A 17,059-nucleotide genomic window follows, 5' to 3' on the forward strand; every position below is an offset into this window, starting at 1 on the left:
GTGGATGGAGCGGGATCGAGAAGGTGCGGGCGCAGCCGCTGGGGCGCGCGCCGACGGAGGAGTCTATCCAGCCAGCTGCGCGGCGACGAACTCCAGTGCCTCGCGGTAGCCGTCGACGCCCTTGCCCTTCACCACCGCCGCGGCGTGGGGCCGCACCACCGAGGTGTGCCGCCACTCCTCCGGACGGGCCTCCGGGTCGGAGAGGTGCACCTCGACCAGGGTCGCCTCGAGCTGGGCGCACGCGTCGTACACCGCGTAGGAGTAGTGGGTCCACGCCGCCGCGTTGAGCACGACCGGCACCCGCTCGTCGGCCGCGGCGTTGAGCCAGTCGACGAGCTCCCCCTCGTGGTTGGTCTGCCGCGTCTCGACGTCGAGACCCAGGTCGGCGCCCCACGACCGGCACCGCTCGACGAGGTCCGCGTAGGTCGTCGTGCCGTAGATCTCCGGCTGCCGCCGACCGAGCCGACCGAGGTTCGGCCCGTTGAGCACGAGCACCGTCGTCACCGTCATCGCTGCTCTCCTCCGCGGCGCCGTCAGGCGCCGCGCATCCTCTCGTACGCCGCGCGCAGGTGCTCCTCGGCCGGTCCGGCCAGCACGCGTGGCCGGGCGAGGCCGTCGAGCACGACGAACCGGAGCTGGTCGCCGCGCGACTTCTTGTCCACCTTCATCGCCGCGTGCAGCTCCTCGTAGGGCGCCCCGTCGTACCGGGTCGGCAGCCCGACCGCCGCGAGCGTGGACACGTGGCGGGCCGCCGTCGCGTCGTCGAGGTGGCCGGTGCGGCGGGCGAGCTCGGCGATGAAGACCATGCCGATGGCGACGGCCTCGCCGTGGCGCATCGTGTAGTCCTCCGCCCGCTCGATCGCGTGCGCCATCGTGTGGCCGTAGTTGAGCGCCTCGCGACCGGGGTGTCCCCCGCCGCCGGCGAACCCGGCCGTCTCCTTGAGGTCCCCGACGACGACGTCGACCTTCACCTGCACCGAGCGCCGCACGAGCTCGGCGAGCACCGGGCTGGCCGGGTCGGCCGCACCCGCCGGGTCCTCCTCGACGAGCCGCAGGATCTCGGGGTCGGCGATGAAGCCGCACTTGACGACCTCGCCGAGGCCGCTGACGAGCTCGTCGTGCGGCAGGGTCGCCAGGGTCGCGAGGTCGCAGACCACGCCCGCGGGCTCGTGGAACGAGCCGACGAGGTTCTTGCCGGCCGCGGTGTTCATGCCGGTCTTGCCGCCGACGGCCGCGTCGACCATCCCGAGGAGCGTGGTGGGCACGTGCACGACGGGCACGCCGCGCAGCCAGGTCGCGGCGACGAAGCCGCCCATGTCGGTGGTCGCACCGCCTCCGACGGTGACGACCGCGTCGGAGCGGGTGAAGCCCGCCTCGCCCAGGGCGTCCCAGGCGGCGACCGCCACGGCCGCGGTCTTCGCGCCCTCGCCCTCGGGCAGGGGCAGCTCCAGCACGGCGAGGCCGGCGGCCTCAAGGTCGGTGATGACGGGCTCGGCCAGGTGGCGCAGCCCGTCGGGGAAGAGCACGGCCACGCGCCGCACGGCGTCCCCCAGCATCGGGAGCACCCGGTCGCCGATCCCGTGGCCGATGACGACGTCGTACGGCGCGGCTCCCCCGACGTGGATCGCGACCGGTCCCTCGCGCTCAGGCACGGGCTTCCTCCTCGAGACGGGCCCCGATCGTGGCCGCGACCTCCGCCGGCTCGCGGCCGTCGGTCGGGACGACGAGCGTGGCGAGCTCCGTGTAGACCGGGGTGCGCTCGTCGAGCAGCGCCTTGATGCGGGCGCGCACACCGCCGAGCAGCAGCGGCCGCGACGTGCCGAGGCCGACCCGCTGCACGGCGTCCGCCAGCCCGACCTGGAGGAAGACGACCGTGTGGTCGGCCAGCAGCGCCCGCGTGCCGGGGTCCAGCACGGCGCCGCCACCGAGCGCGAGCACGCCCGCGTGCTCGGCGAGTGCGGTGCGCACGGCCTCCCGCTCGAGCGCGCGGAAGTGGGCCTCGCCGTCCTCGACGAAGATGTCGGCGATCGCGCGCCCCTCGGCCGCGACCACGTCGGCGTCCGTGTCGCGAAAGCCCACGTCCCATCGCTGGGCCAGCAGCTCGCCGACGGTCGTCTTGCCGGCCCCCATGGAGCCGATCAGGACGACCCGCGGGCGGGTGGGGGTCACCGGAACCTCAGCGCAGCCAGGTAGCTCTCGACGTTGCGGGCGGTCTCCCCCACCGAGTCGCCGCCGAACTTCTCCGTGACGGCGTCGGCGAGCACGAGGGCCACCATCGCCTCCGCGACGATGCCGGCGGCCGGCACGGCGCACACGTCGGAGCGCTGGTGGTGGGCGGCGGTGGGCTCACCGGTGGCGACGTCCACGGTGCGCAGCGCCCGCGGCACGGTCGCGATGGGCTTCATGGCGGCCCGCACGCGGAGCGCCTCACCCGTCGACATGCCGCCCTCGGTGCCACCGGCGCGGCCCGACGCGCGGCGCAGGCCGAGCGCGTCGCCGGCCGAGCCCGGCGCGTCGGCGACGATCTCGTCGTGCGCCAGCGAGCCGGGGGTGGCCGCCAGGTCGAAACCGTCGCCCACCTCGACGCCCTTGATGGCCTGGATGCCCATGAGGGCACCGGCCAGCCGTGCGTCGAGGCGACGGTCCCAGTGCACGTGCGAGCCGAGGCCCGGCGGCAGGCCGTGCACGACGACCTCGACGACGCCACCGAGGGTGTCGCCGTCCTTGTGGGCCTGGTCGATCCGCGCGACCATCTGCGCGCTGGCCTCGGGGTCGAGGCAGCGCACCGGGTCCGCGTCGAGACGCTCGACGTCGTCGGCCGACGGCACGCTGCCCTTCGGCGCGGGCACCCCGCCGAGCTCCACCACGTGGGAGACGATCCGTGCGCCGGTGGTCTGCTCGAGGAACGCCGCGGCGACGGTGCCGAGCGCGACGCGCGCGGCCGTCTCCCGGGCCGACGCCCGCTCGAGGATGGGCCGGGCCTCGTCGAAGTCGTACTTCTGCATGCCCACCAGGTCCGCGTGGCCCGGACGGGGGCGCGTGAGCGGAGCGTTGCGCGCGCTGCTCTCCAGCTCGGCCGGGTCGACCGGGTCGGCCGCCATGACCTTCTCCCACTTCGGCCACTCGGTGTTGCCCACCTCGATGGCCACGGGGCCGCCCTGCGTCTCGCCGTGACGGACGCCGCCGATGAAGCGCACCTCGTCCTGCTCGAACTTCATGCGCGCCCCGCGGCCGTAGCCGAGGCGGCGACGGGCGAGGGCGTCGGCGACGTCACCGGAGGTGACACGGACGTGGGCGGGGAGACCTTCGAGGATCGCGACCAGACTGGGGCCGTGCGACTCGCCGGCGGTGAGCCATCGGAGCATGGGGCGGATTGTTCCACGCACCGACTGCAGGTCCGTGGCCGGTCGCACCACCTGGACAGCCGTGGCCGATGACCATGACCTCGGAGGTCATGGTCATCCGGCGCCCCCGGGCCCACGCTCGGGTCATGACCACGACCCCCGCCGCCACCCCCGCTGCCACCCCCGCCGCGACCGCCACCTCGCCCCGATCCCCCGGCGTGACAGCCCCCCGGGCACGCCGCTTCCTCCTCCTCGACGCCTGGCTCACCGGCGCCAACGGGCTCCTGTACGCCGCCGGCGGCGACTGGATCGCCGGGTGGAGCGGTGCGCCTGCCGTGCTCGTCCACGGGCTCGGCGCCTTCCTGCTCCTGGTCGCCGCCGCGGTCGCGGTGCTCGCCACCCGGCGCCCCGTCCCCCGGCGGTGGCTCGTCGCGCTCGCCGGCTTCAACGGCGTGTGGGTCGTCGCGAGCCTCGACTACGCCGTCGTGGGCGGGCTCGACGCTCCGGGCGTGGCCTGGACCGTCGTCCAGGCCGCGGTCGTCGCCGCTTTCGCCGCCGAGCAGCTCCGCCTGGCGCGGCGGGGGTGACAGAGTGGCGCTCATGAGCCTCGACCCGGTCCCCCGCGACGTCGGACAGGATGCTGCTCCCGCCGTCGGGACGCTCGTGCGGCACTGGCGGCTCCGGCGGCGACTGTCCCAGCAGGCGCTCTCGGACCGGTGCGGCGTGTCCACCCGGCACCTGTCCTCCGTCGAGACCGGGCGGGCGCGCCCGAGCGCGACCATGGTCGCCCGGCTCAGCGAGGCGCTGTCCGTGCCCCTGCGGGAACGTCGCCGCCTCTTCGCCTCCGCCGGGTTCGTGCCTGACACCACGGAGCTGCCGCTCGGGACGCCCGGCCTGGACCAGGTGAACCATGCGCTCGAGCTCATCCTGGCGGGCCACGAGCCCTACCCCGCGCTCGTGATCGACGGCGGCTGGGACCTGGTGACGGCCAACGACGCGGCGTACGCCCTGCTCGAGGGGGTGCCCGCCGACCTGCTGGAGCCCCCGGTCAACCTCGTCCGGCTGAGCCTCGACCCCCGCGGCCTCGCACCACGGATCACGAACCTCGACGCCTGGCGGACCGCGATCCTCGCCCGGATCCGCCACGAGCACGACGTGTCCGCCGACCCGCGGCTCGCGGCCCTGCTCGCCGAGCTCGACGCACCCGTCGTGTCGGCGACGTCCGCGTCGGCGGACATCGTCCTCACGCTGCGCCTGCAGGTCGGTGCGGACGAGCTCGCGTTCGTCACGACCACGACCGTGTTCGGCACGCCCGGCGACGTCACCGTGGCCGAACTGGCGATCGAGGCGCTCTATCCCGCCGACGCCGCCACTCGCGCGGCGCTCACGTCACGCGTGCCGTGAAGCACAGGCTCACCCCGCCAGGCCGGGCAGCAGCAGCGGGCCGGCCCACAGCCCCACCAGCGTGCCGACGAACATGAACGGCCCCAGCGGGTAGGCGCCGCGCGCGACCAGCCGCAGCAGCATGAGGAGGCCGGCCACCACGCCGCCGAGCAGGAACGGCAGGTAGAGCCCGAGCGCCACCTCGGCCCACCCGGCCCAACCGAGCACGCCGGCGAGCAGGCCCGAGAGCCGCACGTCGCCGAACCCCATCCAGCTCGCACTGATGCGCCATGGCAGCCAGTAGCAGACGAGGCCGACGAGCGCCGCGATCCCCGCGCGGCGCAGGTCGTCGGTCGCCCCCGTGGCCAGCGCCGCCGTCACCATGAGGGCCGCCACCGCGGCGTACGCCGGGTAGATCACCCGCGTCGGCAGCAGGAGCGTGCGCCAGTCCACGTAGCTCAGCAGCACCCCCACCGGCACGAGCACGAGCAGCCACGCCAGCGGCCAGCTCCAGCCGGCGTAGGCGCCGACCAGCGCACCGACGACTGCGCCCGCGACGCTGAACCCGAGCGGCAGACCGGGCCGGCGGGCGAGCTCGCCGAAGGTGGGGTACGTCGGTCGGCCCGGGTCCGGCTCCGACGCGGGTCCGTCATCGTCCTCGTACGTCGGGGGGTCGGGCACGCGCGCCAGCACCGCCGGCATCACCGCGCTCGCGGCTGCACCGAGGGTGGCGGCGACGAGGACGGCGCCGAGCTCGACGGCCACGTCAGGCCCCGGTTCCAGCGCCCGCCGTGCGGGCGGCGAGGGCGGCGCGACCGGCGTCGCGCATGACGGCCACACCGACGGTCTCCCCCGTGAACTGCTCGAGCTGCAGCAGCGCCTGGTGGGCGAGGAGGTCGAGGCCGTCGACGACGGTCGCGCCCGCCACGGCGGCCGCGGCGGCGAGCGGGGTGGGCCAGGGGTCGTAGACCACCTCGAACACCACCGGGGCGGGGGCCAGGAGCTCCACGAGGTCCGGCGTCTGGCCCGCGACCGGCACGGTCGCGACGACCACGTCACCGACGACCAGCCCGGCCGGGACGTCGCCGGTCGCGACGACCTCCACGTGCGGGGCCGTCGGGTGCGCCCGCACCGCGGCGACGGCCTCGGCGGCCCGCTCCGGCGAGCGGACCAGCACCGTGAGGTGGCGCGCGCCCAGCTCGGTGAGGGCGAGCGCCGTGGAGGCGGCCGTGGCCCCGCCGCCGAGCACCGTCGCACGGTCCACGGCGGTGACGCCACGCTCGCGCAGCGCCGCGACGGCGCCGGGCACGTCGGTGTTGTCGGCCTGCACCCCGTCGGGGCCGAGCACGAGCGTGTTCGCTCCCCCGGCCGCCACCGCGAGGGGCGTACGTCGGTCGGCGAGCGCCAGGGCCTCGCGCTTGTGCGGCATCGTCACCGACAGCCCGCGCCACGCCGGCCCGAGGGCCGCCACGTGGGCGGTCAGGCCGCCGGCGGGGACGCGCACGGCGTCGTACGTGACGTCGGTGAGGCCGAGGGCCGCGTACGCCGCGCGGTGCAGCACCGGCGAGAGCGAGTGCTCGACCGGGTCGCCGACGACGGCGCAGCGGCGCACCGGCTCAGCCGTTGCGGTTGCTGTTGGCGCGGTCGACATTCTCGAGGTGGTCGGCGTACTCCGACGCGAAGTAGGACGAGTTCGAGCCGTCGCCGGCCGCGACGAAGTAGCAGTAGCCCTCGGAGCTGGGGTTGACCGCCGCCTCCATGGTGGCCTCGCTCGGCGCGCCGATGGGGCCGGGCGGGAGGCCGGGGTACTTGTAGGTGTTGTAGGGGTCGTCGATCTGCCGATCCTCCTCGGTGGTGAACGGCGTCCCCGTGTTCGCGCCCTTGATGAAGTTCACCGTCGAGTCCATCTGCAGCATCCCGGCGGGCACGCCGGCGCACTCCCCGGCCAGGCGGTCGTAGATGACCTCGGCGACCTGGGGACGCTCCTCCGGCAGCAGCACCTCCTTCTGGATGATGCTCGCCAGCGTCAGCAGCTCGTGCTGCGTGAAGCCCGGCACGGCGTCGTCGACGAGGCCCGCCCCGGTGGCCGCCTCGCTCCAGCGCTCGACCATCTGGGTGAGGATCGAGACCGCCGTCGGGTCGGAGCCGAAGTCGTAGCTGTCGGGGTAGAGGTAGCCCTCCACGTCGCCGCCGGCCTCCGCGGGGAGCGGCAGCGACGGGTCCTCGGCCGCGGCCTCGAAGTCGGCGACGGGGATGCCCGTCGCGCCCGCCAGCAGGTCGAAGGTCTGGCCCTTCGTGTAGCCCGCGGTGATGGTGATGCCGCCACCGCCGATGTAGTCGGCGTTGGTCATCAGCTCGGCTGCCTGGGCACCCGTCATGCCCTCGCACATCGAGCGCGTGCCGTCGCGGACGCTGTCGTTGGCGACGGCGGCGGTGAAGGCGCCCGAGGAGGCCACGACGCCCTTCTCGGCGAGGAGGCTGCCGATCTGGCCGGCGCTGTAGCCCGCCGGCACGGTGATCTCCACGTCGCCGCCGGTGGCGCACTCCTCGACGGACGCGACGCCCTCGAAGTCGTCGGGCTCGCCGCTGCCGTTGATGCGGTCGGCGACCCAGCTGACCCCGGCGTAGAGACCACCCACGACGCCTGCGATCAGCACGAGGGCGACCAGCAGGCACCCGAGGCCCTTGCCGCGCTTCTTCTTCGGGGCCCGGCGCGAGCCGCCCGCCGCCCGCCGCCCGTCGACGGCGGGCTGCTCACCCGTCACGTAGGGATCGGGATCCCCCGGCAGGAGCGAGTCGTCGTCGTGGCCCGCAGGGCCGGACGATGGGTGGAGGTCAGACATCGGTCTCCTCGAGGAGTTGGCCAGGCGCAGCCCCCGTACGGCGCTCGGTGTCCAGGACGTGCTGCAGGATGAGCACGGCGGCCGCCTGATCGACGACCGACCGCTGGTTCTTCGCCGTGCGACCGCTCGCGCGGAGCATCGACTCCGCCGACACGGTGGTGAGCCGCTCGTCGACGAGCCGCACGGGCACGTCGCCGAGCCGGCGGGCCAGCTTGCGGGCGAAGGTGCGCACCTTCGCCGCCGCCGGCCCCTCCTTGCCGGAGAGCGAGCGCGGCAGACCGACGACGACCTCGACGGCCTCGTGTTCCGCGCGGAGCTCCGCGATCCGGTCGAGGTCACCCCGACCCCGGCGGACCGTCTCCACCGGTGTCGCGAGGATCCCGGCGGCGTCGCAGCGCGCGACCCCGATCCGGGCGTCGCCCGGGTCGATGCCGAGCCGCACTCCAGTCATCGGGGGATCAGGCCCCCACCACGCGGGCGACCTCGGCGCTGACCGCAGCCAGCGCCGCGTCGACGCCGGCGACGTCGGTGCCGCCGCCCTGCGCGACGTCGGCCTTGCCGCCGCCCTTGCCGCCCACGAGCGGGCCGACGGCCTTCACGAGCGCACCGGCCGAGAGGCCGGCGGCCTGGCCGGCCTCGTTGACCGCCGCGACGACCGCCACCTTGCCGTCGGCGACGCCGAGCACGACGACGACGCCCGGGTCGGCCGCCGCGAGCCGCGCGCGGACGTCGAGGGCGAGCGTGCGCACGTCCCCGCCGCCGGCCCCGTCGACCCGGTGGGCCACGACGTTGGCCGAGCCGACCCGCGTCGCGGCCGCGGCGACCTCGCCGGCCGCGGCGAGGAGCTGCGCCACGCGGGCGCGCTCGATCTCCTTCTCGGCCGCACGCAGCCGCTCGACCAGGTCGCTCACCCGGCCGACCAGGTCGTCCGGCTTGGTCTTGAGGAGCCCGGTGAGCTGCCCGACCACGTCGCGCTCGCGCGCCAGGTAGGCGAAGCCCTCGACGCCCGTGTACGCCTCGATCCGGCGGTTGCCGGAGCCGATGGAGGCCTCGCCGGTGACGACGATGGTGCCGATCTGCGACGAGTGGTCGACGTGGGTGCCACCGCACAGCTCGCGCGACCAGGGGCCGCCGATCTCCACGACGCGCACCTTCGTCTCGTCGTACGTCTCCCCGAAGAGCGCGACCGCGCCCCAGGCGCGGGCCTCCTCGAGCGTCATGTACTGCCAGCCGACGGGCAGGTCCGCACGCAGCGCCTGGTTGGAGACCTGCTCGACGTCGTGCACCTGGGCCGGGGTCAGTCCCTGCGTCCAGCCGAAGTCGAGGCGCAGGTAGCCCGGGCGGTTGTAGGAGCCCGACTGCAGCGCGGAGGGACCGAGCACCTCGCGGAGCGCGGCGTGCACGACGTGGGTGCCCGAGTGGGCCTGCCGGGCGCCGATCCGCCACTCGGGGTCGACCCGCGCCTGCAGCGCGCGCGAGGCGGCGGCGTCCAGGGCGAACTCGCCGTCGACGACCCGCACCTGGTGCACGACGAGACCCTTGACCGGGCGCTGCACGTCGAGCACCTCGAGGCGTCCGCCGTCGAACTCGATGGTGCCGGCGTCGGCGGCCTGGCCACCGGACTCGGCGTAGAACGGTGTGCGGTCGAGGACCAGCTCGCCCACCTCGCCGGCGCCGAGCACCGCGGCCGGAGCGCCCCCGCTCAGCAGGGCGACGGGCCGCGACTCGGTCTCCAGCGTCTCGTAGGCCAGCCACTCCGTGGGGCCGTTGGCGTCGAGGATGCCGCGGTACGCCGTGGTGTCGGCGTGCTGCCCCTTCTTGCGGCGGGCGTCCTCCTTCGACTTCTCGCGGGCCTCGGCCATCAGGCCGCGGAAACCCTGCTCGTCGACGTCGATGCCGGCCTCGGAGGCCATCTCGAGCGTGAGGTCGATCGGGAACCCGTAGGTGTCGTGCAGCGCGAACGCCTTGGCGCCGGACAGCTGCGTGCCCCCCGACTGCTTCACCTCGCCAGCGGCGAGGTCGAAGATCTGCGTGCCCGCCTGGAGCGTCTTGCGGAACGCCTCCTCCTCGGCGAAGGCGACGCGGCTGATGCGGTCCCAGCTGGTGCGGAGCTCCGGGTAGCCCTCCGCCATCTTGTCGCGGCTCACCGGCAGCAGCTCCGGCAGCGCCGGGTCGCCGTAGCCCAGCAGGCGCATGGACCGCACGGCGCGGCGCAGCAGGCGGCGCAGCACGTAGCCGCGGCCCTCGTTGCCCGGCGTGACGCCGTCGTTGATGAGCATCATCGAGGAGCGCACGTGGTCGGCGACCACGCGGAAGCGCACGTCGTCGACCGGGTCCGCGCCGTACCGGCGGCCCGTGAGCTCCTGGGCCCGCTCGATGACGGGGAAGACCACGTCGATCTCGTACATGTTGTCCTTGCCCTGGAGCAGGTAGGCCACCCGCTCCAGGCCGAGGCCCGTGTCGATGTTCTTGTTCGGCAGCGAGCCCGCGATGTCGAAGTCCGACTTGCTGCGCACGGCGGACAGCTCGTCCTGCATGAAGACCAGGTTCCAGAACTCGAGGTAGCGGTCGCCCGCGTCCCAGTCGCGGTCGGCGCCGAACTCCGGGCCGCGGTCGATGAGGATCTCCGAGCACGGACCGCCGGGGCCGGGAACGCCCATCGACCAGTAGTTCTCGGACTTGCCGAGACGGACGATGCGGTCGTCGGGCAGGCCGGTGATGCGCTTCCAGAGCGCCACCGCCTCCGGGTCGTCCTCGTAGACGCTCGGGTAGAGCAGCGACTCGTCGAAGCCGAAGCCGCCGTCGGCGACCGACTTCGTGACCAGCTCCCAGGCGAGCGTGATCGCGCCCTCCTTGAAGTAGTCGCCGAAGGAGAAGTTGCCGCACATCTCGAAGAACGTGCCGTGGCGGGTCGTCTTGCCGACCTCCTCGATGTCGAGGGTGCGCACGCACTTCTGGATGCTCGTCGCCCGCGGGAAGCCCGCGGTCTCCTGGCCGAGGAAGTAGGGCTTGAACGGCACCATGCCCGCGTTGACGAACAGCAGGTTGGGGTCGTCGAGCAGCAGCGACGCCGAGGGGACGACGGTGTGCTCGCCCACCGTGGTGTTCTGGGCGAAGTGGTTCGTGAACCGGCGGCGGATCTCCGCGGTGTCCATCAGCTCGTGCCTTCCTCGGTGGCGCGGTCGTCCGCACCGGGGCTTCGGTGGTGGGAATGCTGATCAGGGTGCTCAGGAGCGGCGATCGTGCCAGGCACCCCGGCGCCGGTGACATCCGGGGTGACATCCGGGGTGACATCCGGGGTGACATCCGGGGTGACATCCGGGGTGACATCCGGGGTGACATCCGGGGTCGCACCGGGGGCCAGCTCGGGGACGCCGTGGGGCACGAGCCCGAGCCGGTCCCGGAGCTCGGCGTCGCGTTCCGCCGCGCCCGACGTGAACTCCTCCGCCATGAGGCGCGCGCCGAGACGCAGGCCGGCCAGGCGGTCACGGACGCCGTCGGGCGTGAAGGCCTCGGCGACCCGACGGGCGCGGACGACGGCGTACACGCCGACCCCGGTGCCGGCCGCGAACCACACCGCCCGGTTCACGCGGCGCCCTTCGCGACGTCGCCGGCGCCCTCGCCGACCCCCTGGGCCTCACGCCGCTGACGTGCGTGCAGCTCGCGGCGTGCCTGACGCACCTCGGCGCGGCGCTCCTTGCGGGAGCGCTTCACCTCGCGGCGCATCTCGAAGCGGATGCGGTTGCGGGTCTCGGGGGCCAGCGCGCGGCGAGCGCCGTGGGCGACCGCGCCCACCCGCACCAGGGTCTCCCGGAGCAGGAGGTCGGCGAAGAGCTTGCCGTCGACGCGCCCCGCGACCTCGACCGTGCGGCGCGGCCCGGTCGCCGTCGCGTCGTCGCCCTGCGCGCCCGCCGTCTCGGGGAGGCCGCCCCCGAGGCGGGTGATGACGTAGCTCGGTGGCGCCGGGGCGTGCCGCGACCGGGCCGCGCGAGCCGCGTCGCGCGGCTCGTCGGCGCCCGTGGGTCCGCCCTGCTCGCCTGCCTCGCCGGAGCCGGGCGCGACGCCGGCGGCGACCGTGCGACGGACGGCCTCGATCTCGGTGCGCAACGCCGCGGCCTCCGCGTGGGCCCGGTCGAGCGCGGCAGAGGTGCGCCGCTGCCGGCGCAGTGCCAGCAGACCGACGACGAGCGCGACGGCGACGAGCGCTGCGAGCACGACGCCCAGCAGCACGACGGGCGTCGTCAGTTCGTCGGTCATGGGCCCCGACCCTATCGCGGCTCGCCGCGCACGATCCGGCGGATGCGGGCCCACCGCTCCCCCACCCCGGCCTCCGCGCCGTTGGCCGTCGGCACGTAGTAGGCGCGGTCCGCCACCACCTCGGGTGCGTACACCTGCGTCGCGATCCCGTACGGCGCGTCGTGCGCGTAGACGTAGGTCTCGCCGTGCCCGATCTTCGACGCCCCCGCGTAGTGGGCGTCGCGCAGGTGCGGCGGCACCGTGCCGATCTTCCCGGCGCGCACGTCGGCCTGGGCCGCGTTGATCGCGGCGTACACGGCGTTGGACTTCGGCGCGACCGCGAGGGCGACCGTCGCCTGGGCCAGGTTGAGCCGGGCCTCGGGCATGCCGATCAGCTGCACGGCCTGGGCCGCGGCCACCGCGGTCGTGAGCGCGGTCGGGTCGGCGAGCCCGATGTCCTCGCTCGCGAGGATGACGAGACGGCGGGCGATGAAGCGGGGGTCCTCCCCCGCCTCGACCATGCGCGCGAGGTAGTGCAGCGCGGCGTCGGCGTCGGAGCCGCGCACCGACTTGATGAAGGCGCTGATGACGTCGTAGTGCTGGTCGCCCTGCCGGTCGTAGCGCACCGCGGCCTGGTCGACTGCCGTCTCCGTCGTCGACAGGTCGATGACCGTGGCCTCGCGGGCGAGCGCGGCGCCGGCCGCGGCCTCCAGGTAGGTCAGCGACCGCCGGGCGTCGCCCCCCGCCATCCGGACCAGGTGGGCCCTCGCGTCGTCGTCGATCGTGAGCGCGCCAGCGAGTCCGCGCTCGTCCGCCAGCGCGCGGTCGATGACGCCGGCGACGTCGGCGTCGGTCAGCGACTCGAGCCGCAGCAGCAGCGAGCGCGACAGCAGCGGCGAGATCACCGAGAAGTAGGGGTTCTCCGTCGTCGCGGCCACCAGGGTCACCCAGCGGTTCTCGACGCCGGGGAGCAGCGCGTCCTGCTGGGCCTTGGAGAAGCGGTGGACCTCGTCGACGAACAGCACCGTCTCCGTGCCCGTGCGCACCAGGTCGGAGCGGGCGGCCTCGATCGCGGCCCGCACCTCCTTCACGCCCGCCGACACGGCCGACACCTCGACGAACCGGCGCTGCGTCTGCTGGGACACGATCGAGGCGATGGTCGTCTTCCCGGTGCCCGGAGGGCCCCACAGCAGGAGGCTGAGGGACTTGTCGCCCTCGATCAGCTGCCGCAACGGCGAGCCCGGGGCACGGAGCTGGTCCTGGCCCGCCAGCTCGTCGAGGGTGCGGGGCCGCATCCGCACGGCGAGGGGCGCGGCCGCGTGCTGGGCGGCGCTGAGCGAGCCACCGCCGCCGGTGGCCGGCGCGCCGGGGCCGCCCGGGAGGTCGAAGAGCCCGTCGCTCACGTCGCGGTCGGGGTGCTCGGGGCGGCCGAGGACGCCGGCGGCTCACCGTCGGCGGCCAGCGGCGTGCGGTCGCGGGAGAGGAGCCAGATCATGGCGGCGAAGGAGGCGATGCGCAACGGCCAGCCCAGCCCGAGCCGGAGGCCGGCGAGCAGCGCCACGGCCGTGCCCGCGCCCATCGCCCCGGAGTGCCCGGCGAGCCACACCGGCCCCTGCAGCAGGACGCCGATCGCGCCCGGCAGCACCAGCAGCCACGTCAGGCGGGTGCAGAGGCGCACCACCTGGTCGTTGTCCCGCCAGCCCGTGAGGTCGCCGGTCACCGTGCCGATGAGGAAGCCCATGAGGGGCCACCGGACGAGGCAGCTCAGGCCGACCACGACCGTGTAGCCCGCGCTGTAGAGGATGCCCGGCAGGAAGTAGGCCAGCGCCTGGTCGTCGACGGAGCCGCCCGAGCGGGCGGACAGGTGCACGAACAGCCAGCCGACGCCGATGCCGACGAGGGCGTTCATGACGTACTGCACCGTCGACCGCTGCACGATGCGGGCCACCAGGAGCACGACCGTCGCGGCCACGCTCACGACCAGGCCGAGCTGCAGGTCGCGCGTGGACAGCCAGAGGATGGTGAAGAGGAGGGTCGGGACGGCGGCCTCCGCGAAGCCGCGCACCCCGCCGAACGCGTCCGAGAGCTGCTGGCGCACCAGCGCCTCGACGGTGTCGACGCTGACCGGCGGCCGCGACGGCTTCCCCGGCTCCCCCTGCTCGACGGGCTCGGGCTGGGCGGACGACATCAGGGCCTCAGCTCGTAGCGCGGGTTGAACATGACCCGCACGCCGTCCTGCAGTCCCGTGCGTCCCGACACGGAGATGCTGCGTCCGGCCGCGATCCCGCGGATGGACCGGCGGCCCAGCCAGATGAGGGTCAGCACGCCGGTGCCGTCGCTGAGCTCCGCCTCGAGGGCGGGCACGCCGCCGCGCGGCGCGAGCGTCACCGCACGCAGGGTGCCGAACAGCTCGACGGGCTCCCGGTCGGGCGCCTCGGCGATCGTCACCCGCCCGATCGCGCCGTGGTCGCGCCGCAGGTCGGAGGTGTGCTGGTCCACCAGCTGTCCCTCGCGCCCGCGGCCCCGGAAGAGCGAGCGTCGCCGCTCGCCGTGCCCCGTGCTCATCGTGCGTCCGCCCCGGTGGTCATCCGCGGGTCACTGCACCCGGCGGGCGGTCTCGGGCACCGTGATGGGGAGCGCGTCCCCGACCGCCATGGCGGCGTCGCCGCGGCGTACGACGACCTGCTCGAGCACCGCCGCCCAGGCAGCACCGGCGGCCTCGTCCACGACGGGCGTGCCGAGGAACGTCGCCCGCAGGAGCCACCGGGGTCCGTTGACGCCGACGACGCGCGAGTGCTGGACGGCCGTGGTGCCGTCGGGCTTCTTGACGGTCGTCTGCACGCGCAGCTCCGTGCCGAACGGCCCCTCCTGCTCCTCGGCCGTGCCACCGCGACGGGTCGTCTCCGCCGCGATCCGCGGCCGCGTCTCGCCCCAGAGGTCGCCGTTGCGGGGGGCGGCGAAGGCACGCAGCTCGATCGCGCCCTCGGGGCTCGCGATGAGCACCGCCTGCACGCGGTTGGTCTTCTGGTCCACCTGGAGCCGCACGTCCCGACCCGCGCCGGGGGTGATGAGCAGGGAGCCGAGGTCGACCCGCTCGACGCCGTCCTCCAGGTCGACGTCCTTGACGTCGAACGGACCGGTCGTCACCTGCTCGACGCGCTCGGGGTCACCGAACGACGGGGTCAGCGCGGTCGGACCGGCCACTCCCTGGTCGGCGCTCGCCGGGCCGCCCGCAGGGCGCTTGCGACGGAACTTCAACTCAACTTCTCCTCTTCCGGCCGGTCGGCCCCGGAGGCCCCGGCGAATCCACCCGTAGAACCGTAGCCCCCGACGCCCCGCGCCGACGGCGCCAGGTCGTCGACGGCCACGAACCGCACCCGCTCGACGCGCTGCACCACCAGCTGCGCGATCCGGTCGCCACGCTGCAGACGCACCGGGGTCGCCGGGTCGAGGTTCACCAGGAGCACCTTGATCTCGCCACGGTAGCCCGCGTCGACCGTCCCCGGCGTGTTGACGATGGAGAGCCCGTGCCGGTGGGCGAGCCCGGAGCGGGGGTGGACGAGCGCGACGTACCCCTCCGGGAGCGCGATCGCCACGCCGGTGGGCACGAGGCGCCGCTCGCCGGGGGCGAGCTCGACGTCCTCCGTGGTGCGCAGGTCCGCGCCGGCGTCGCCGGGGTGCGCGTAGGCGGGCGGCTCGAGGCCGCGGTCGAGGAGGTGGATCTCGACGTCGACGGTCGACGGGACGGGTGGGGTGGTCACGTCCGCGCAATCTACGCGGCCCCGGTGGGGCGGTGGCCGTCCACGTCGCGCCGGATGGGAAACTCGTCCGCGTGTACGCCGAACGTCTCACCGTCCCCCTGCGGTGGTGGGCCCAGGGCACGATGCTGGTCGCGACGTTCTGGCTGGCGGCGATCGTCGCCTTCCCCGCCCACCTCTGGTGGGTCCCCACCCTCGTGACCGCCGTGGTGCTGGCCCTGCTGGCCCTCGCGCTCACCTCGTACGGCCGGGTGCAGGTGGCCGTGACGGAGCGACGCACGCTGGTGGCCGGTCCCGCCGAGGTCGGGCTCGAGCACGTCGGCGACGTCGTGGCGCTCGACGCGGAGCAGACCCGCCTGGTCGCCGGACGCGACGCGGACGCCCGCGCGTTCCTCCTGCTGCGCCCCTACCTGCGGCGCAGCGTGAAGGTGAGCATCACCGACCCGGCCGACCCCACGCCGTACTGGCTCGTCAGCTGCCGGCACCCCGAGAAGGTCGCCGCGGCGCTCGCCGCCGCCCGCCAGCACTGATCGACCGATCCGCGTCGTGGCCCGGCGCCCCGGAGAACGGCGCGCTGGGGCCACGACTCTAAGGTGGGGCGGACCACCGGACGAACCACCGCCGAGGAGGCGCACGATGTCCAAGAAGAAGAAGGCCAAGAACCCGAAGGTCTTCTCCGCCGGCACCGCGGTCGCGACGATCGTGGCGGGCATGGCCGCCAAGACCGCGCTCACCACCGCGTGGCGTGCCTCGACCGGGAAGAACCCTCCTGCCAACCCCGCCGACCCCGACGTGGAGCTGTGGGAGGCCGTGGCGTGGGCCGTGGCGTCCGGCACCGTCATGGCCCTGGCCCGCATGCTGGCGGCGCGGAAGACGGCGGAGTACTACGCGCGCTCGACCGGCCACCTGCCGCCCGAGCTGCAGAAGGACGGCCAGGACGCGAGCAAGGCGTCCGCCCCGGCCCACTGAGGGCCACCGTCGACCCACCACCGGGTACGACCCCAGGACCACACCGAGAACGACACAGGCGCCGGTCACCCGCGGGTGATCGGCGCCTGTCGTGTCCGCCGCCCCGGACGGGGCGGCGGTGCTGCTGCTGCTGCGCTCAGACGCAGTCGCGGCAGATGAGCCGCGTGGAGTCGGCGAGCTGGCTGCGGTGGTGGACCAGGAAGCAGCTCATGCAGGTGAACTCGTCCTCCTGGCGCGGCTTCACCTCCACCGCGAGCTCCTCGTGCGAGAGGTCGGCGCCGGGGAGCTCGAACGACTCCGCGGCCTCCGTCTCGTCCTCGTCGACCTTGCCCGAGTTCTTGTCGTGCCGACGCGCCTTGAGCTCCTCGATGCTCTCCTCGCTCTGGTCCTCTTCGTTCTTGCGAGGTGCGTCGTAGTCGGTTGCCATCAGTCCCCATCCCCGGAAAAGTCGCTGCGTGCGGTGTTGCTGGCCCGTGCCGGGCGCGGCAGATTGTGCACCATCGCTCCCGTCCGCCGAACACCGGTG

The 17,059-nt window shown here is 74.5% G+C and carries 21 protein-coding genes; 4 read left to right on the forward strand and 17 right to left on the reverse strand.

The annotated features are described in order from the left end of the window. Positions 1-63: 63 nt before the first annotated feature. The 4 genes from PIR53_07640 to aroC are packed head-to-tail and all read right to left on the reverse strand — an operon-like array spanning position 64 to position 3,365. Positions 64-510, reverse strand: coding sequence for a 3-dehydroquinate dehydratase (locus tag PIR53_07640; GenBank protein WZH53857.1), 447 nt, complete (start codon positions 508-510; stop codon positions 64-66). Positions 511-533: 23 nt separating this feature from the next. After that, positions 534-1,652, reverse strand: a complete 1,119-nt coding sequence (gene aroB, locus PIR53_07645) for a 3-dehydroquinate synthase (protein WZH53858.1) — start codon at positions 1,650-1,652, stop codon at positions 534-536. Continuing rightward, positions 1,645-2,130, reverse strand: coding sequence for a shikimate kinase (locus PIR53_07650; GenBank protein WZH54417.1), 486 nt, complete (start codon positions 2,128-2,130; stop codon positions 1,645-1,647). The genes aroB and PIR53_07650 overlap by 8 nt, the downstream gene beginning before the upstream one ends. Before the next feature lie 35 nt (positions 2,131-2,165). Then, complete coding sequence (aroC, locus tag PIR53_07655; protein WZH53859.1) at positions 2,166-3,365, reverse strand: chorismate synthase; 1,200 nt, start codon at positions 3,363-3,365, stop codon at positions 2,166-2,168. A gap of 125 nt (positions 3,366-3,490) precedes the next feature. Here aroC and PIR53_07660 point away from each other — a divergent pair, with 125 nt between their 5' ends. After that, complete coding sequence (locus PIR53_07660; GenBank protein ID WZH53860.1) at positions 3,491-3,931, forward strand: hypothetical protein; 441 nt, start codon at positions 3,491-3,493, stop codon at positions 3,929-3,931. 13 nt (positions 3,932-3,944) lie between these two features. Further along, entirely contained in the window at positions 3,945-4,748 is an 804-nt protein-coding gene (locus tag PIR53_07665; protein WZH53861.1) for a helix-turn-helix domain-containing protein, read from the forward strand. Between the two features lie 9 nt (positions 4,749-4,757). Here the strand turns inward: PIR53_07665 and PIR53_07670 are convergent, their stop codons facing one another. The 12 genes from PIR53_07670 to dut are packed head-to-tail and all read right to left on the reverse strand — an operon-like array spanning position 4,758 to position 15,528. After that, positions 4,758-5,492, reverse strand: a complete 735-nt coding sequence (locus tag PIR53_07670) for an A24 family peptidase (GenBank protein WZH53862.1) — start codon at positions 5,490-5,492, stop codon at positions 4,758-4,760. A 1-nt stretch (position 5,493) separates the two neighbouring features. After that, a complete protein-coding gene (locus PIR53_07675; protein WZH53863.1) occupies positions 5,494-6,339 on the reverse strand; it encodes a shikimate dehydrogenase in 846 nt (281 codons plus the stop codon). Positions 6,340-6,343: 4 nt separating this feature from the next. Continuing rightward, on the reverse strand, positions 6,344-7,570 hold the full coding sequence (gene mltG / locus PIR53_07680; GenBank protein WZH53864.1) for an endolytic transglycosylase MltG: 1,227 nt from the start codon (positions 7,568-7,570) through the stop codon (positions 6,344-6,346). After that, positions 7,563-8,021: a Holliday junction resolvase RuvX gene (gene ruvX / locus PIR53_07685; protein ID WZH53865.1), complete on the reverse strand. Its 459-nt coding sequence runs from the start codon at positions 8,019-8,021 to the stop codon at positions 7,563-7,565. Before ruvX ends, mltG begins: the two co-directional genes overlap by 8 nt. 7 nt (positions 8,022-8,028) lie before the next feature. Continuing rightward, positions 8,029-10,725: an alanine--tRNA ligase gene (gene alaS / locus PIR53_07690; GenBank protein ID WZH53866.1), complete on the reverse strand. Its 2,697-nt coding sequence runs from the start codon at positions 10,723-10,725 to the stop codon at positions 8,029-8,031. Continuing rightward, on the reverse strand, positions 10,725-11,147 hold the full coding sequence (locus tag PIR53_07695; GenBank protein ID WZH54418.1) for a DUF6167 family protein: 423 nt from the start codon (positions 11,145-11,147) through the stop codon (positions 10,725-10,727). The genes alaS and PIR53_07695 overlap by 1 nt, the downstream gene beginning before the upstream one ends. Positions 11,148-11,155: 8 nt before the next feature. After that, positions 11,156-11,827: a hypothetical protein gene (locus PIR53_07700; GenBank protein ID WZH53867.1), complete on the reverse strand. Its 672-nt coding sequence runs from the start codon at positions 11,825-11,827 to the stop codon at positions 11,156-11,158. Between the two features lie 11 nt (positions 11,828-11,838). Then, positions 11,839-13,209 (reverse strand): replication-associated recombination protein A, encoded by a 1,371-nt coding sequence (locus PIR53_07705; protein WZH53868.1) that lies wholly within the window; start codon positions 13,207-13,209, stop codon positions 11,839-11,841. After that, positions 13,206-13,994, reverse strand: coding sequence for a DUF3159 domain-containing protein (locus PIR53_07710; protein ID WZH53869.1), 789 nt, complete (start codon positions 13,992-13,994; stop codon positions 13,206-13,208). The genes PIR53_07705 and PIR53_07710 overlap by 4 nt, the downstream gene beginning before the upstream one ends. Then, positions 13,994-14,371, reverse strand: a complete 378-nt coding sequence (locus PIR53_07715; GenBank protein WZH53870.1) for an OB-fold nucleic acid binding domain-containing protein — start codon at positions 14,369-14,371, stop codon at positions 13,994-13,996. The genes PIR53_07710 and PIR53_07715 overlap by 1 nt, the downstream gene beginning before the upstream one ends. Before the next feature lie 30 nt (positions 14,372-14,401). Then, positions 14,402-15,064, reverse strand: a complete 663-nt coding sequence (locus PIR53_07720; protein ID WZH53871.1) for a DUF3710 domain-containing protein — start codon at positions 15,062-15,064, stop codon at positions 14,402-14,404. Beyond that, positions 15,061-15,528: a dUTP diphosphatase gene (gene dut / locus PIR53_07725; GenBank protein ID WZH54419.1), complete on the reverse strand. Its 468-nt coding sequence runs from the start codon at positions 15,526-15,528 to the stop codon at positions 15,061-15,063. Before dut ends, PIR53_07720 begins: the two co-directional genes overlap by 4 nt. A gap of 110 nt (positions 15,529-15,638) precedes the next feature. Between dut and PIR53_07730 the strand changes: the two genes are divergently transcribed. Beyond that, positions 15,639-16,094, forward strand: a complete 456-nt coding sequence (locus PIR53_07730) for a DUF3093 domain-containing protein (GenBank protein ID WZH53872.1) — start codon at positions 15,639-15,641, stop codon at positions 16,092-16,094. 106 nt (positions 16,095-16,200) lie between these two features. After that, positions 16,201-16,533 carry a DUF4235 domain-containing protein gene (locus PIR53_07735; protein ID WZH53873.1) on the forward strand — a complete coding sequence of 111 codons (333 nt, stop codon included), beginning with the start codon at positions 16,201-16,203 and terminating at the stop codon, positions 16,531-16,533. Positions 16,534-16,669: 136 nt separating this feature from the next. On the opposite strand, the gene PIR53_07740 is transcribed toward PIR53_07735, so the two are convergent. Beyond that, entirely contained in the window at positions 16,670-16,960 is a 291-nt protein-coding gene (locus PIR53_07740; protein WZH53874.1) for a DUF4193 domain-containing protein, read from the reverse strand. Between the last annotated feature and the right edge of the window lie 99 nt (positions 16,961-17,059).

The sequence above is a fragment of the Nocardioides alkalitolerans genome, assembly GCA_038184435.1.
Taxonomy (GTDB): domain Bacteria; phylum Actinomycetota; class Actinomycetes; order Propionibacteriales; family Nocardioidaceae; genus Nocardioides; species Nocardioides alkalitolerans_A.